We start from the raw sequence: 17,492 nt of genomic DNA on the forward strand, positions 1-17,492 counted from the left end.
GAACCCTGCTTTTTTTTATTCTCGGGCTTCAACTGGGAAATCAATGATATCACAATAAACAAAAAGCCTAATTAAGGACTGGAAAAAGGCTTAAGATTACATCCTTTTTGCTTACATTAGGCTTGACTAATTAGAATTAAAAATTATGAAATTACTTTTATCCAAAATCGGCATACTCTTGCTGATGATTTTCCTATTACCCTTATCTACACAAGCACAAAAAAGAAAGAAAACCGATCCAAGCCCGGAACAATTTGCAGAGGAACTTTATAGCAGCTTAAAATACAGGCAGCTAGGCCCGTTTCGTGGTGGTCGCTCAGCTGCGGTTACGGGAGTTCCCGGCGAGCCTAATTTATTCTATTTTGGGGCCACCGGAGGTGGAATATGGAAAACTATAGATGGCGGCCGTACCTGGGGTAATATCTCGGATGGCTATTTTGGCGGTAGTGTCGGTGCCATAGAAGTGGCAAAAAGTGATCCCAATGTTATTTATGTAGGTGGCGGCGAAAAAACACTGAGGGGAAATGTATCTTCGGGATATGGGGTATGGAAAACCGAAGATGCGGGTAAAACATGGAAATCTAGCGGTCTTGCAAAAAGCAGGCATATTCCACGCATCCGAATACATCCTTCCAACCCGGATATCGTCTATGCTGCTGTTTTAGGCAATATATACAAACCAACACAAGATAGGGGAGTTTATAAGAGTACCGATGGTGGGCAAACTTGGAGAAAGACATTGTTTGTAAACGATCAGGCAGGAGCTGTGGATTTGGTATTAGACCCCAATAACCCAAGAATACTATATGCTTCCACATGGCGAGCCAAAAGAACACCCTATAGTTTAAGTAGTGGGGGCGATGGCTCCGCACTTTGGAAAAGTACGGATAGTGGTGAAAATTGGACGGAAATTTCAAAAAATGAAGGATTTCCTAAAGATACCCTTGGTATAATTGGAGTAGCGGTATCCCCCAAAAATTCCGAACGCGTATGGGCCATTGTAGAAAACAAAGAAAAAGGGGGGCTATACAGAAGTGAAGATGGAGGTAAAAAATGGACCCGGGTAAATGAAGAACGAAAACTACGTCAGCGAGCGTGGTATTACACCCGTGTATACGCGGATACAGAGGACGAAAACACCGTTTACGTGCTAAACGTGCGCTATCACAAATCCACAGATGGTGGTAAGAGCTTTAATACCTTTAATGCCCCACACGGTGACCATCATGATCTATGGATTTCACCGGAAAACCAAAAACGTATGATTATTGGTGATGATGGGGGTGCACAGGTAACCTACGATGGCGGTAAAACATGGAGTACCTACTACAATCAGCCAACAGCGCAGTTCTACAGGGTTACCACAGACAATTCTTTTCCCTACAGAATATATGTGGCCCAACAAGATAACTCTACCATTAGGATTAAACATAGAAGTGATGGCAATAGTATTGGAGAAGACGATTGGGAAGAAACCGCGGGTGGCGAGTCTGCCCATATTGCAGTGGATCCCAAAAACAATGATATTGTTTATGGAGGCAGTTATGGCGGATTCCTCACTCGGGTAAATCATAAGACCGGAACTGTAAGAGGTATCAATGTTTGGCCAGATAACCCCATGGGCTACGGTGCGGAAGGAATGAAATATCGTTTTCAATGGAATTTCCCCATTATCTTTAGCAAGCACAACCCCAAAAAATTATATACATTTTCCAATCATGTGCATGTAAGTGAGAACGAAGGGCAAAGTTGGAAACTGCTAAGTGGCGATCTTACCCGAAATGATCCGGATAAACTGGTTTCCAGTGGAGGTCCCATTACCCAAGACAATACAGGCGTAGAATATTATTGTACAATTTTTGCAGCCAATGAAAGCCCTTTAAAGGAAGGGTTGTTATGGGTTGGTAGCGATGACGGATTGATCCATGTTTCTAAGGATGGAGGACAAAATTGGGACAACGTAACTCCATCGAACATACCCGAATGGAGCATGATAAATAGCATAGAACCTTCTGCATTTGACGAAGGCACCTGTTATGTAGCGGCAACTAGATATAAGTTGGGCGACTTTCAGCCGTACCTCTACAAAACCACGGATTACGGGCAGACCTGGAAGAAAATAACGAACGGTATAAATAACGAACATTTTACCCGCGCACTACGCGAAGACCCCAAACAAAAAGGCTTGTTATATGCTGGTACTGAGACCGGAATGTACGTTTCTTTCAATGATGGCGTTAACTGGAAACCTTTTCAATTAAACCTACCCATTGTTCCTATAACGGACCTAACAATAAAGGACGACAACCTTATAGTGGCCACCCAGGGCAGAAGCCTATGGATTATAGACGACCTTACGGTATTACATCAATTATCTACAGCAAATACCAAGACCAATATGGTGCTTTATAAACCTAAAGATGCCTATAGGACCAAAGGCGAAGCTGCAAAAGAGCCTTCCAAAACAGAAGGGGCCAATCATCCAAACGGAGTTATAACACATTTTTACCTTAAGGATGTTTCTGAAAAAGATAGCATCAGCTTAACCTTTTCCACCATGTCAGGAGATACCTTGGCCATCTTTAAAAACTCGTCCAAGGAAAAGGACAAAAAACTGAAAGTGAAAAAAGGGGGTAACAGTTTTGTTTGGGATACAAGGGGCAAAGGTGCCGAAGAATTAAAGGGAATGATCCTATGGTGGGCAGATCTTCAAGGTGCCAAGGCCGTTCCGGGGGAGTATAAGGTGCATCTTAACACCAACGGAACATCGGTTTCGCAATCATTTACCATTTTGCCAGACCCAAGGGCGGAGGTATCCTCAGCACAAATGCAGCAGCAATACGATTTTGTTAGTGATATCAATGCCACGGTAGACAGTGCACACAAATCAATAAAAAAGATCAGAAAAATCACCGCCCAGTTAGATGCGTTTACAAAGCAGTATAAGGACAATGAACAAACCAAAGAGCTTGTGGAAAAAGCCAATAAAATGAAGGAAGATTTTGGCGCTGTGGAAAAAGCGCTTTATCAGACTAAGAATAGAAGCAATCAAGATCCTTTAAATTTCCCTATCAGATTAACCAATAAATTGGGCCATTTGAACAGTCTGGTAACTTTAGACGATTTTCCACCAACAGATCAGGACATCGCTGTAAAAAATGAGTTGGTATCCAAAATTAAAGCACAGTTAACGGTTTTCGATAAATTGGTAGAGGAAGAAATAAAAACATTTAATTCCGCTTTCAACAAACTACAATTAAACTATTTGTTTGTTGAGTAGAACCAGGAGATCAGAAACTCAAAAAAGGAATCCATAAGAAACAAAAACAATCAAAACAATACAATGAAAAGAGTTTTACCCCTGCTTGTTACATTATTCATAATGACAAGCCTAAGCGCGCAAACGGCCGAAGCTTACTTTGAGCCGTTGAAATATAGAAATATTGGCCCATTCCGGGGTGGTAGGTCCGTTACCGCTTCCGGAGTTATCGGTGACCCACTTACCTATTACATGGGAATCACTGGGGGTGGGCTTTGGAAAACAAGCGATGCCGGTCAACGATGGAACAATATCTCCGATGGTTATTTTGAAACGGGCTCCGTAGGCGCTGTTTCCGTATCGGCCTCAAATCCCAATATACTTTATTGCGGTATGGGCGAGCATGCGCCAAGGGGGGTTATGACTTCCTATGGTGATGGAGTATACAAATCTACCGACGCGGGGAAAACTTGGAAGAAAATGGGCTTGGAGAAAACACAACATATCTCTAGAATCATAATACATCCAACAAACCCGGATATTGTTTACGTAGCTGCCCAAGGGGCATTGTACGGCCCAACAAAGGAACGTGGCATCTATAAATCTACAGATGGAGGAGTTACTTGGGAAAATGTACTTTTCGTAAACAACTTAACAGGCTGTTCGGAACTATCCATGGATGCCAACTATCCTGAAATTATGTATGCCGCCATGTGGCACCATCAGCGCAAACCCCATAAAGTAATTAGTGGAGGAGAAGGTAGTGGAATGTATAAATCTATTGATGGAGGTAGTAGTTGGTTTAAAATACATGATGGCCTTCCAGAGGAAAAAGGAAAAATGGCCATATCCGTTAGTCCGGCCAACTCCAACAAGGTCTATGCGTTGGTAGAGAGCGACTCCGACAAAGGCAAGGGAGGTCTTTTTGTTTCCGAGAATGCTGGAAATACCTGGGCTAAAGTAAGTGGGGATAACCGCCTAACACAACGAGCTTGGTACTATACCGAGGTGTTTACGGATCCTAACGATGAGCATACCGTGTATGTTTTGAGCGCCCCGGCCTTACGGTCTATAGACGGCGGAAAAACATGGGAAACCTTATCTGGCACTCATGGAGACTTTCATGATCTTTGGATAAATCCCAATAACTCCAAGAATATGGTTATTGCAAATGATGGCGGTGCGGCCATTAGCTTTAACTTTGGGAAAACATGGTCTACGCAAGATATAATGCCCACCTCCCAGTTTTATCGTATCAATACCGACAATCTATTTCCTTACAACATCTACGCGGGCCAACAAGACAATACTTCTATAAAAATAGCAAGCCTTTCTGTTGGTAGAAGCAGTATTTCTGAACAAGACTGGACATATTCCGCAGGTGGGGAAAGCGCTTTTCTGGCATTTGATCCGGACAATCCCCGACTGGTTGTTGGAGGGAGTTACCTGGGTACCATAGAAGTGTTGGATATGGAAGCCAAATCCGAGATAAAAATAATGGCAGCGCCCATTCAATATCTAGGCAGGCAAGCTAGGGATATGAAGTATTTATTTAACTGGAATGCCCCTATTATTTGGTCCAAACACGAGCCTGGAACCTTTTACCATTGTGCACAACTAGTGCTTAGAACCCGGGATATGGGAGTAACATGGGAAGAGGTTTCCCCAGACCTTACCCGGAACATGGATGATAAACAAGGTAACGGTGGAGGACCTTTTACCAACGAAGCGGTGGGGGCAGAAAATTATGGCACCATTGCATACATGTTAGAATCTCCTCATGAAAAAGGAGTTTTCTGGACAGGGAGTGACGACGGTTTGGTTCATATTACCAAGGATGGCGGCAACAACTGGCAGAATGTTACCCCCGCAGGCCTTAAGGAATGCCTAGTGAATGCTATTGAGATATCGCCGCACGACCCCGCCACCGCCTATATTGCCACCACCAGATACAAGTTCAACGACTATACACCCGCAATCTATAAAACAACAGATTATGGTAAAACTTGGAACAATATAAGTGAAGGAATCCCTTATGGTTCATTTACGCGGGTAGTACGTGAGGATGAATCACGTAAGGATTTGTTGTTCGCAGGTACCGAACAAGGAATTTATGCCTCTTGGAACGGAGGAAAAACTTGGGAACCCCTACAACTAAACTTACCGGTTACTCCAATAACCGACTTAAAGATAGCCCATGGAAATTTGGTAGTGGCTACCTCGGGCAGATCGTTTTGGATATTGGATGACTTAACTGCGTTGGCGCAATACAAACCCTCTGAAAAAGGACTCACTATTTTGAAACCGGGGGCCGCGCTCAACGGATCCTGGAATAGCTCAATGAGTGCAAATTCTGAAAAAATAAAGACCTCCGACCCCTTTGTTGGCGTAAATCCCGCCAACGGGATGGTTATTTATTACGAACTTCCCAAATTGGCAGATTCTATAGCCATCACTATGGATATCACCGATGATAACGGGCGCATTGTAAGAACCTTTACCTCGGAAAAAGACCCTGAGTTTAAGAAATATGCCGGCGGCCCACCTGCCGCGCCCTTGTTGCCTAAAAAAGAAGGATTAAACCGCTTTGTTTGGGATTTACAATATCCCATTGTTCCAGGTATACCCGAAGCCTATATTGAAACAAGTTACCGTGGACATAAAGTATCACCAGGTAACTATACCTTAAAGCTAAATGTAGCGGGCAAAACGGTAAATACTATTGGGCAGGTTTTGGCAATGCCCAACTATGAAGTGTCAGACAAACAGTATGAAGAATATGATAAGTTTATGGCCGAAATGGCGAAAAAGGTGACAACAATGCATAAAAAAGTAAATACCTTGCATGCCGTAAAACAGCAGGTCGAAGACGTTTTGGGCTTAATAAAAGATAGTACATTAAAAAAGGAAGCCCAAGAACTGATAGCCCAGTTGGATGCATGGGACAAGGATATGGTTCAAAGAAAATCCAAAGCCTATGATGATGTGGAGAATTTCCCAAACAAATTTACCGCAGAATATTTAATGCTGATAGATCAAACCAATAGTGCCATTCCAAGGGTTAACAAGGCCAATAAGGATAGAAAACTAGAATTGGATGCACAATGGAATACGCTTAATGCAAGAGCGGAAACTTTTTTCAATACCGCCATTCCCACACTGAACAAAAGGTTATGGGAAGAAGGTATCGGGGCTATTCAAATTAAATAAAGTGACAGAGTATTATAATTATATAAAAGCACTACACCTTATTTTTGTTGTAACCTGGTTTGCAGGGCTGTTCTATGTACCCCGGCTCTTCATTAACCATATAGAAGCTTCAGAAAAAGCTTCCCCGGAAAAGGAAATACTGAGCAATGCTTTTAAGGCCATGGCAAAACGCCTGTGGTACATTATTACATGGCCCTCCGCAATTTTGGCGACAATCTTTGCCATTTGGTTGCTGGTATTGCAGCCAATATGGTTACAACAACCCTGGATGCATGTAAAATTGCTGTTCGTGGCCTTGTTGTTTTTGTATCACCTTAAAACACATCAGATTTATTTGCAGTTGCAACAAGACGATATAAGGTACAGTTCTAATTTTATGCGAATCTGGAACGAGGGCGCCACATTAATTCTTTTTGCGGTGGTTTTTTTGGTGGTCCTTAAAAATGCGTTCAATTGGATTTTTGGCGTTATCGGCATATTTGTCTTGGCCGTACTTTTAATGTTGGGTATCAAACTATACAAACGTATCCGTAATAGGGCAGATGATCCGGAATAAGCGGAAGTAACATGTACGAACAGGCATTAGGTTAAAGTTGAACCGTATTTTGTGCTAACGCTTTGGCGCGATAATTGCTATCTTTAAGGCCAAATAAAGACTAACCCTTGTTTAAGAAATTATCGCTTCGTTCCCGGATTTTTATCGCTATGATCTTGCTGGTCTTCATAGCATCCGTGCTTATTGCCGGAGTTACCATATACCAGTACGGGGAGCAATCCAAAGATTATCACCAGATAAGATTAGAGCGCAAGGAAGGTCAGATCAAACAAAGCGTAAGCTATACGCTTAAGAAGACCACATATCCCCCTACTACGGAAAATTTGGCTTTAATTTTTAAGGATGAGATATATCAGATAGCCGATGTACAAAATGTAAACTTCAATATCTACGATTTGGAAGGGCAATTGATAAAAAGCTCTAGGCCAAAATTTCAGAACGATTCCATTTCCATCTGTCTTACAGCAGAAGTGCTCAATAATTTATCGGCAAGTGCGGATAAACGTTATGTGGAGGAAAATTCTGCTGCGGGAGACAAGTATCAGGCATCCTATACCTATATCACCGACCCCAAATTTAAACCAATTGGGATTCTAAATCTACCGTATTTTGAGGATAATTCCTTCAACAATATGGAATTGCGCGAATTTCTTTTCAGGCTCGGCGGAGTATATCTTTTAATGCTCGTAATAGCCATTGCCCTGGCCTATTTTATTTCGAAATATATTACGCGTTCCCTTCAAAACATTTCTGATAAATTAAACCAGACGGATCTTACCAAACGGAACGAAAAAATTATTATCGACGATGCCAGTGAAGAAATAGCGAAGCTCATCAGTTCCTATAACGGTATGATAGACGAATTGGAACAAAGCGCTGCCAAACTGGCCCGAAGCGAGCGGGAACAGGCCTGGCGCGAAATGGCCAAACAAGTGGCCCATGAGATAAAGAACCCACTAACACCCATGCGCTTAAGCGTGCAAAGTTTTGAGCGAAAATTTGATGCAAACGACCCCGATGTTGGCAAAAAAGTTGCAGAGTATTCCAAAACACTTATTCAACAGATCGATACCATGAGCAGTATTGCATCGGCCTTTTCAAATTTTGCTGAAATGCCGGCCCAACAGAACGAAACTTTAAACGTGGTAAAGATCGTAAAGTTGGCCTTGGATATATTTAACGAGAATTACATTCATTTCATAGCGGGGAAGGACGAGATTATAGCAAAGTTGGATCGGACACAGTTGATAAGGGTGGTTACCAATCTAGTGAAAAATGCGATACAGGCGGTTCCGGAAGTAGCGTCGCCCAGAATTTTGGTATCTGTTACAGAGGAGGAAGATTTCGTTAAAATTTCGGTTGCGGACAATGGAATTGGAATCGTGGACGGTTTTAAGGATAAGATTTTTGAGCCAAAATTCACAACAAAAACAAGCGGTATGGGCCTTGGTCTAGGTATGGTAAAAAATATCGTGGAAACCTATAGGGGAACCATAGATTTTACCTCTCAACCCAAAAAGGGCACTGTATTTACTGTACGATTTCCCAAGGAACAGCCTCCCCGTGCCAATATTAAGGACTAACTATTAAACGAAAATATAACATGAGTTACAAAAATATACTAATAGACCGGGAAGGAAGTTTGGCTACCTTAACGATCAATAGACCAAATAAACTGAACGCACTTAATAAAGCTACAATTTCAGAACTGCACCAGGCGTTCGATGATTTGGACAAGGATCATGACGTAGCGGTAATTATACTTATCGGTAGTGGTGATAAAGCTTTTGTTGCAGGGGCCGATATTTCCGAGTTTGCGGATTTCTCCGTTAAGGAGGGCAAACAATTAGCCCAAGACGGCCAAGATTTGCTTTTTAATTTTATTGAAAACCTGTCTAAACCGGTTATAGCTGCAGTTAATGGATTTGCCTTGGGCGGAGGTTTGGAATTGGCTATGGCCTGTCATTTTAGGGTCGCCAGCGATAACGCCAAAATGGGGCTTCCCGAGGTTTCCTTAGGGGTAATACCCGGTTACGGAGGTACACAAAGACTGCCCCAACTTGTGGGTAAGGGTAGGGCCATGGAACTTATTATGACGGCTGGGATGATAAGTTCGGAACGCGCTTTGGAATACGGACTGGTAAACCACGTGGTAGCTCAAGAAGAATTGCTTCCGCTGTGTAAAAAAATAGCAGGCAGGATATCGAATAATTCCCCAGTTGCGATTTCTTATGCAATAAAAGCGATAAATGCGGGTTTTAAGAATGATAAGAATGGATATGCCCAGGAGATCAAAGCTTTTGGAAACTGTTTTGGAACTGCCGATTTTAAGGAAGGTACAACCGCCTTTTTAGAAAAACGAAAAGCTGATTTTCCCGGGGCATAGGATAACCTCAAACCCTACTTACAATGTTCAGGAAAACCCTACTGCCAATCTTTTTTTTGGCTATTATTTTTCAGGCCACGGCACAAGAAATCCCGGTAAAATATAGCGTCGGAGAGAATTATAACGATAGGTATAAATACTCCAACCTTTTGGCCATAGACGATGATGGCAATGGTGGATCGGTCTTGGTAAGATCGTATTACACGGGCATAATCCTAAAACCAAAAGGGTATCTTATAGAACACTACAACAAGGATCTAGAACTAATATCGGAATACAATTACAAACTGAAAGGCACACGTTTGGTAGAAGGTTATGTGCATAACGGTCAGTTATACCTGCTTTTTTTGGATTATGATTACCTAGGAGAAGCCTACAAGTATACCATGCATAGGAGTCCTTTGGATGCAATAAATTTTGCCAAAGAAACTTTACTAAGTATACCTACCCAACCGGTTAGAAACCCGCTGGACAAAAACTACTATAACCGTAACTTCTCTTCTGGGTTCACCACCACGGTATTATTGAGCGATGATAAATCGGCTTTTGCCATTAGCACTCATTTTAAAAAAGGGAAGAACAATCAACATTACATACATCTTTTTAGTGCCTCATTGCAAAAACTGGTCACCCAGGACTTTTCCAGTGCTGCCGAGGAAAAAAATTATGCGTTTGAAAATATTGAGGTTTCAGAAAACCTGCAGAACGCCTACCTTATTGGTAAAGCGTATTTCAAAAAGAAAAGGTTTGGTGCCTTGGAACGTAAGTTTCAGTACGAAATGGTAGCCATTTCCAAAGGAGGGGTAAAAACACAGACTTTTGACGATCCAGGAAAGTTTTCCGAAGCGTTGAAGCCTACTTTGCACAACAACAAATTGTTATGCGTTGGGTTTTATGCAGATAGAAAAGACAACAGGTACAACGGTCTGGGTTATTTTGAATTAGATCCCAATACCTTGGCCATAAAGTCTAAAAAATACAATCCCTTTTCAGAACAGTTCATGACAGACAAGTTTGGAAAGGAATACGACAAAGAGGTAAAGAACTTGGTTTTTAAAAATCTAAGCTTTACATCGGACAATGCTATTCTTTTTAATGCTGAGGAATATTTTGTAACCAGCAGTATGCAGTCAAACTCAAGCGGCGGCAGAGTTAGGATAAACCGATATCATCATAATGATATTGTAAGTGCAAAGTTGGATGCAAACGGTGATATGGTCTGGGCAAGGAACATTAACAAGTCCGAGGTTACCCAAGGCGATGGTGCCTATGCATCATACAGTTCTTGTACCAAAGGAGACAATACGTATTTCTTTATTAGCAGTGCTGCGGAAAACCCCCAACAACTTAATAATGAACGTATCGTTTTTAAACAAGGCCTAAGCAGAAATAGAAACGTTTTTGTAATCCTCTTGGATAAAAAAGGGAATATGAGTTACAAAAAGATAATAGACGACAAAGAAGTTAGACTTCCCTTAATGGTATCGAAACCTTTGATGAACGAAACGGAAGATAACATGCTTTTCTACGCAAAAAGAGGGTCTAAAAAACAGCTGGTACAGGTTATTATCAATTAGTACGCAACACGATTATCTTAGAATAATTAACATTTATCATATCTATAAATTGGAATAATTCCATATTTTTGGAATAAATCCAATTAAATTGAAAAAAAATACCTACCGCAAAGGTCGTGGCGCCCAAAAAAACACGCCCAACAAATTTTTGCAACACATTTATGAAGTCCGCCAAGATTTTTTGGAATTCTGCAGAGTAGCCGGCGAAGCGTCGGAGAACAACAAAACCCAATACATACCCGTTTTTCCAAAAACAATTGTAAACAAGGTAACCAGCCCAGATCTAGGAATGCCTTATTCCATGAACACCTATCAGGGGTGCGAGCATGGATGTATTTACTGCTACGCAAGAAATACACATGAGTATTGGGGTTATAGTGCGGGCATGGATTTTGAGCGAGTTATCTTGGTAAAAAAGTCCGCTGCCCTGTTGCTAGAGGAGAAACTAAAGAACAAAAATTGGGTTGCAGATACTGTTGTGCTTTCTGGGAATACGGACTGTTACCAACCTGCCGAAAAAAAGTTCAGAATTACACGAGAATGCCTTAAGGTGTTTTTAAAATACCGGCACCCAGTGGGGATTATCACCAAAAACTCATTGATTTTAAGAGATTTGGAAATTTTAAAGGACCTTAATAAGGACCAACTTGTAGGTGTAAATATATCGGTTACCTCACTTTCCGAGGAAACCCGGCGTATATTGGAACCCAGAACGGCAAGCATCAAAAAAAGACTCAATACCATACGGGTTTTGTCCGAGAACAATATCCCTGTCAACGCTATGCTGGCCCCAATCATCCCCGGAATAAACAGCAATGAAGTTCTTAATTTGGCAAAAGCAGTATCCGATAACGGCGCGCTTTCTTTTGGATTTACAATAGTTAGACTTAACGGGGCTGTTGGACAAATTTTTACGGATTGGATAAGGAAGGCTTTACCAGATAGGGCAGATAAGGTACTGAACCAAATAGCCTCTTGCCACAATGGAAACCTCAATGATAGCCGATTTGGATTACGACAAACAGGGGAAGGCAAGATAGCGGAACAGATCCATGCCATGGCCCATTTGGCACGCCTTAGATATTTTAAAGGGAAGACGTTCCCTCGTCTTAATACTACGCTGCACGAACAATATAAAGATGGACAGCTACGATTATTTTGAACATATTTGTGATGGTTGTCCAAAATTTGGGCATGCGCTCGTCTTTAGAATAGAATAAAAAATGTTTAACTTTTAAAAAAAAACACGATGAGTAATTTTTTGTATTTATTTAGGGGAGGTCATGAAAAGTACACGGCCCTTTCCCAAGAAGAAAAACAGGCCCATATGCAGGTATGGGGTACATGGATGGGAGGACTCCAGGAGAAAGGACAGCTATTGGACGGACTTCCCTTGGCCGATGAAGGCAAAGTGGTGGAGAACCGGGGAGAAATAGTTACCAACGGTCCTTTTGCGGAAGGTGCGGAGGTTGTTGGCGGGTATTTAATTGTTACCGCCAATGATATGGATCATGCCGTGGAAATTTCCAAAGGGTGCCCTATATTCGATTATGATGGCAATATCGAAGTGCGAGAAATTTTATCAATGAACCCATAGCCTATGAAGAGATTATGGATAAGAGGATAAGGTATGCTAAATGCAATAAAGCATATCCTGTTGTAAAATGGGTGGCAGAAGGCAAGTGAACATGATAATTTTGATGGGACAGACGATATCATTTGAATAATTTAGACAACCTTATCCTTTAATGCATCTTTTTTGAATTCAGAAGATCCAAAGACCGTTGTTGAACATCTTTTTCGTACCGAATACGGAAAGGTCATAGCTGCACTTACATTTAGGTTTGGCACTGCCATGCTAGAGCGAATAGAAGATTCTGTTCAGGATACATTGATAAAAGCCATGCAGGTATGGGCCTATAAATCTGTGCCAGACAACCCTACGGCATGGTTGTTAAAAGTGGCAAGCAACCATTTAATAGATCAGTTAAGGAGGGATAGGAAGATCAATTTTTCTGAAGATGTCACCCCTTTTTTTACCGGCAATGAATCTGAAATGGATACGGTACGGTTAGACACTACCATATCGGATAGTCAATTAAAAATGGTTTTTGCCTGCTGTCATCCTTCACTTTCACAAGAATATCAGATTATTTTAAGTTTAAAATTGATTGGTGGTTTTCACAATAGGGAAATTGCGGAAGCCCTCCTAAAAAAAGAAGAAACCATTGCCAAAGCGTTTACCCGGGCGAAGAAAAAGCTGAAAGATCAGGTAGAAACGCTGAATATACCCGTGGAAATGGGACTTCAATCCAGACTGTTCGTGGTTATGCGCGTAATATACCTTCTTTTTTCCGAAGGGTATGCGGCAACATCGGGCTCCCAGATGATAAAAAGGGATATCTGTTATGAGGCCATTCGCTTGGCGCTTATTTTATATGATAACCCCCATTGTAGGCACCCAAACTTAAATGCCTTAATCGCTTTAATGTGTTTTCATGCCTCCAGATTTGATGCCAGATTGGACGAAAACATGGAATTGGTAGATCTAGAGCATCAAGATCGCAAAAAATATATTCAAGAATTGATACAGATTGGCATTTACCATTTAGAGAGTTCGGGAACTTTGGATAACCAGCCGTCCAATTATCATCTGGAAGCGGCAGTGTCTTATTATCATTGCATGGCCAAATCGTTTGAAACCACGGATTGGAAAAACATTTTAAGACTTTATAACCTTCAATTGCAACGGCAATACTCTCCCGTAGTATTGCTTAATCGTGTTGTTCCCTATTACAAGGTTCATGGGGCAAAAAAGGCACTTTTGGAATTGGAAAATTCAAATATGGACCTCACGGAGGTTCCAAACGGTTTATATTATGCTATAAAGGCAGAATTAGTATACAGTTTGCAAGATTGGGAAGCCGCAAAAGATGCTCTAAAACAAGCAATAGGGCTTACCAAAAATGAACTCGAAAAAAAACACTTGCAAAAGAAGCTACACCGTGTTGAAAAGAACCAACTGCAAGCTCGTAGTAGTTAATTTCCTTTATTCTAATTCCCAACCTTTTCGGTAATCTCGTTTTACCCATTCATTGGCTTTGTCATAATTGGTAACCTTCATATTATCTCCGTCCCATAACAGCTTACGTCTTCCGGGATATTCAAAAGGATCCCAATCCCCTATTTTTTTCCCTTCTTTCAGTTTTTTGTACTGAAAAGCTTTTATGGCCAGATTACCCATTAAAACCGCTTCTGTTAAAGGACCCGATTTTGAGAAATCGGAAGATGTAGGTGTGCCATTTAAGCAGCCTTCTACCCAATTATTTTGGTGGCCTCCGGTATCTCCGGAAACTCTAGTTAGATAAGGTGCTGGAGGATTAAACATGGACATGGTATTGCTAGGTAACAAACGTGCATTACGAGAATATACATCGCATACCAAAATCCCTTTTGTACCATAAAAGACTGTACCTCCGCCATTGTCACCAATTTTTTCGCCATCCTTTAACTCATCTGGCAGGTCTGGCATAATACCGCCATCGTACCAGTTTAAGGCAATATCCCCATGCGCTTCGGTATTGAACTTTAAGCGAACAACGGAAGACGCCGGACAAGAGGCACTATAGTCTGCCTCCACAAAATCGCCAACCCAATTGGTAGTACAACTGGCTTCCGCTTCGGTTGGATATCCTAAATCCAAGATGCCGAAAGGAGTTTCCATAATATGGCAACCCATATCGCCTAGAGCGCCGGTGCCAAAGTCCCACCAGCCTCTCCATTTAAAAGGAAGGTATAAGGAATTGTAATTGCGTTTGGCGGCTGGTCCCAACCAAAGATCCCAATCCAATTCTTTTGGGACAGGTTCATTGGTTTTAGGGATTGGTACCCCTTGTGGCCAAACCGGACGGTTGGTCCAACAATCTACTTTTTCTATTTTTCCGATAATCCCAGAGTCTATCCATTCCCTGGCCTGTCGGCTACCATCACTAGAGGCACCCTGATTTCCCATTTGGGTAACAATACCATGCTCTTTGGCTACATTGGTCATTAACCTGGCCTCATAGATGTTATGGGTAAGCGGTTTTTCTACATAGGCATGCTTCTTTGCCCTCATAAAGGGAAGCGCAATAGTGGCATGGGTATGATCTGGTGTTGCTACCATTATAGCGTCTATATCGTTCAGATGTTTATCATAGACCTTTCTAAAATCCGTATACATCTTGGTTTTGGGATGCATTTCCTGACTGGCCTGTATCATCCGTTTGTCCACATCACAAAAAGTGGCAAATTTAACCTTTCCGGTAGCGGTAAGGTCTCGGATTACACCCGTACCCCTGCCTCCTACACCAAATGCCCCAACATATAAGGTGTCACTTGGCGGTACATGACCTTTTCCCAATACATGGCTGGGAACTATTGAAAATGCAGCCGAGGCCGCCGAAACATTTTTGATAAACTTTCTTCTTTGCATCTTGTATTGGGTTAAAAAAAACGAAGCTTGAAGATACAAAAAAATAGAGACCTTTTGTGAGGGAGGGGCATTCTAAATAGTAAAAAAATAATTCCTAAGGTAAACTAGGCCTTTCCATTCCATTCGTTGTGAAACTGTTCTAAATAATCCATCATATATTGATGTCTTTTTTTAGCCAACAACCGCCCGCTTACGGTATTCATTTTGTCTTTCAACAGCAATAGCTTTTCGTGAAAATGGTTAATGGTAGGTGCTTCCGATTTTTTATAAGCTTCTCTGGTCATTTCCGTTTGTACGGCAACCTCGGGATCGTACAAAACTCTATTTTTAAATCCCCCGTAGTTGAAAGCACGTGCAATACCTATTGCACCAATAGCATCCAATCTATCTGCATCCTGAACCACCTGTAGCTCTTTGGAAGTGAATTTAATGCCCTTGTCCTCGCCATTGGCCATCTTAAGGCTAGATTTAAAAGATATGTTTTCTATTATTTTTACCACATGGTCAATAACAGTTTTGTCAATGGCCAGGGCACTTAGAAATTCTGTGGCTTTTTTGGGACCTACAGTCTCATCGCCATCGTGAAATTTGGCATCTGCAATATCGTGTAATAATGCACCAAGAGTAACTACAAAACGGTCTACGTCCTCTGTTTTGGCTATGAGTTGTGCGTTCATAAGCACACGGTGAATATGAAACCAGTCGTGCCCACCTTCTGCCTCTTTAAGACTTTCCTTTACAAAGGCAATAGTTTTTTCAATAGCTTGTTCTTGGGTCATTGAAAAGAAGTTATTCCGTTTATGATTTGGTGTTCTATCTGGGAAATAAGCGCGTCCGGATCTCCTTGGTTTTCCAAGGGCGGATGTACCTCAAAGCGCAGATGGGATGCAATACCATAAGGAAATTTCCCATACCTCAGGGTTTTCCAAGAATCGTTGATACTGATCGGTACCAAGAGTGCCGAAGGAGCTTGTTTCATTAAAACTTTTAAACCCGTTGTCTGAAATTTCTTTGGGTGTCCGTTTCTGCTCCGGGTACCTTCAGGAAAAATCACGGCACTTCGCTGTGTACGTTCTATGTATTTTCCAAGTTTCGAAATTTCTAGTAGGGCCTGCCTGCTATCCTTTCTATCTATAAGGGCAGACCCGCCATGTCTTAAGTTATAGGAAACACTGGGAATACCGTGGCCCAACTCTTTTTTACTTACAAATTTTGGATGATACGCCCGCATATACCAAATTATGGGAGGTATATCGTTCATACTCTGATGATTGGTAACAATGATCAAAGGTCGGTTCTCAGGTATGTTGTGGGGATTGCTAAATGTATATCGCGTAAGCAAAAGATTAGAACACCGCATTAACAGCCAGTTTAGGATACTCACACTTTTTTTATGGGCGTTATATCCAAAAACATTAAAACAGATCCACTGTATGGGATGGAACACCAATAAGGTAATTCCGAAAATAATAAAGTAGATTACCGTTAAAGGATAGGCGAGTATCTTCTGCATAGCACAAAAATAAAAAAACCGCTCATTACGAACGGTTTTTGAATATACTTTTTAGATCCCTTAAGACCGCGGGTAAGGTCTAGCAGAATTCGTTGTAAGCTTCTATTAGATTTTCCGAGATCATTTCTGCTGGCCTTCCTTCAATGTGGTGACGTTCTATCATATGCACCAATTCTCCATCCTTGAACAGTGCCATACTTGGCGATGAAGGGGGGAAGGGTATCATAAGGTCTCTTGCCGCATCAACAGCTTCTGTATCTACCCCGGCAAAAACGGTAACCAAATGTTCTGGGGTCTTATCATTTTGCAGGCTCATTTTGGCCGCAGGCCTGGCATTTGCAGCGGCACAGCCACATACCGAATTTACCACTACCAAGGTAGTACCAGATTGTTTAATGGCCTTTTCCACTGTTTCTGCGGTATATAGTTCTTCAAACCCGGCAGATGCCAAGTCCTCTCTCATAGGTTTAACTAATTCTACTGGATACATAGTCTAATTTTTTGTTTTAATAAAGCG

13 protein-coding genes are annotated in these 17,492 nt (G+C 41.6%); 9 read left to right on the forward strand and 4 right to left on the reverse strand.

Annotated elements, in window-relative coordinates:
- Nucleotides 1-145: 145 nt before the first annotated feature.
- From ACEQ81_RS03865 to ACEQ81_RS03905, 9 genes are all read left to right on the forward strand, one after another.
- Nucleotides 146-3,280 (forward strand): VPS10 domain-containing protein, encoded by a 3,135-nt coding sequence (locus tag ACEQ81_RS03865; RefSeq protein ID WP_411029529.1) that lies wholly within the window; start codon nt 146-148, stop codon nt 3,278-3,280.
- A 63-nt stretch (nt 3,281-3,343) separates the two neighbouring features.
- Nucleotides 3,344-6,469 carry a glycosyl hydrolase gene (locus ACEQ81_RS03870; RefSeq protein ID WP_411029530.1) on the forward strand — a complete coding sequence of 1,042 codons (3,126 nt, stop codon included), beginning with the start codon at nt 3,344-3,346 and terminating at the stop codon, nt 6,467-6,469.
- 1 nt (nt 6,470) lies between these two features.
- On the forward strand, nt 6,471-7,025 hold the full coding sequence (locus tag ACEQ81_RS03875) for a CopD family protein (protein ID WP_411029531.1): 555 nt from the start codon (nt 6,471-6,473) through the stop codon (nt 7,023-7,025).
- A 149-nt stretch (nt 7,026-7,174) separates the two neighbouring features.
- Complete coding sequence (locus ACEQ81_RS03880) at nt 7,175-8,608, forward strand: ATP-binding protein (RefSeq protein ID WP_411030370.1); 1,434 nt, start codon at nt 7,175-7,177, stop codon at nt 8,606-8,608.
- Nucleotides 8,609-8,628: 20 nt separating this feature from the next.
- Nucleotides 8,629-9,411 carry an enoyl-CoA hydratase/isomerase family protein gene (locus ACEQ81_RS03885; RefSeq protein WP_411029532.1) on the forward strand — a complete coding sequence of 261 codons (783 nt, stop codon included), beginning with the start codon at nt 8,629-8,631 and terminating at the stop codon, nt 9,409-9,411.
- Nucleotides 9,412-9,434: 23 nt separating this feature from the next.
- Entirely contained in the window at nt 9,435-10,988 is a 1,554-nt protein-coding gene (locus ACEQ81_RS03890; RefSeq protein WP_411029533.1) for a hypothetical protein, read from the forward strand.
- Nucleotides 10,989-11,076: 88 nt separating this feature from the next.
- On the forward strand, nt 11,077-12,150 hold the full coding sequence (locus ACEQ81_RS03895; RefSeq protein WP_411029534.1) for a PA0069 family radical SAM protein: 1,074 nt from the start codon (nt 11,077-11,079) through the stop codon (nt 12,148-12,150).
- Between the two features lie 87 nt (nt 12,151-12,237).
- The gene (locus ACEQ81_RS03900) at nt 12,238-12,585 is read left to right on the forward strand and encodes a YciI family protein (protein ID WP_411029535.1); all 348 of its coding nucleotides are present in this window, start codon (nt 12,238-12,240) and stop codon (nt 12,583-12,585) included.
- A 162-nt stretch (nt 12,586-12,747) separates the two neighbouring features.
- A complete protein-coding gene (locus tag ACEQ81_RS03905) occupies nt 12,748-14,031 on the forward strand; it encodes an RNA polymerase sigma factor (RefSeq protein ID WP_411029536.1) in 1,284 nt (427 codons plus the stop codon).
- Between the two features lie 6 nt (nt 14,032-14,037).
- Here the strand turns inward: ACEQ81_RS03905 and ACEQ81_RS03910 are convergent, their stop codons facing one another.
- The 4 genes from ACEQ81_RS03910 to ACEQ81_RS03925 all read right to left on the reverse strand — a co-directional run bounded on the left by ACEQ81_RS03910 (nt 14,038) and on the right by ACEQ81_RS03925 (nt 17,465).
- A complete protein-coding gene (locus tag ACEQ81_RS03910) occupies nt 14,038-15,462 on the reverse strand; it encodes a Gfo/Idh/MocA family protein (protein ID WP_411029537.1) in 1,425 nt (474 codons plus the stop codon).
- 104 nt (nt 15,463-15,566) lie between these two features.
- A complete protein-coding gene (locus ACEQ81_RS03915) occupies nt 15,567-16,241 on the reverse strand; it encodes an HD domain-containing protein (protein WP_411029538.1) in 675 nt (224 codons plus the stop codon).
- Nucleotides 16,238-16,975: a lysophospholipid acyltransferase family protein gene (locus tag ACEQ81_RS03920; RefSeq protein ID WP_411029539.1), complete on the reverse strand. Its 738-nt coding sequence runs from the start codon at nt 16,973-16,975 to the stop codon at nt 16,238-16,240. Before ACEQ81_RS03920 ends, ACEQ81_RS03915 begins: the two co-directional genes overlap by 4 nt.
- 79 nt (nt 16,976-17,054) lie before the next feature.
- The gene (locus ACEQ81_RS03925) at nt 17,055-17,465 is read right to left on the reverse strand and encodes a BrxA/BrxB family bacilliredoxin (protein WP_411029540.1); all 411 of its coding nucleotides are present in this window, start codon (nt 17,463-17,465) and stop codon (nt 17,055-17,057) included.
- Nucleotides 17,466-17,492: the final 27 nt, after the last annotated feature.

This window comes from Spongiimicrobium sp. 3-5, from assembly GCF_046557915.1.
In the GTDB taxonomy this organism is placed as follows: Bacteria; Bacteroidota; Bacteroidia; order Flavobacteriales; family Flavobacteriaceae; genus JBHEBG01.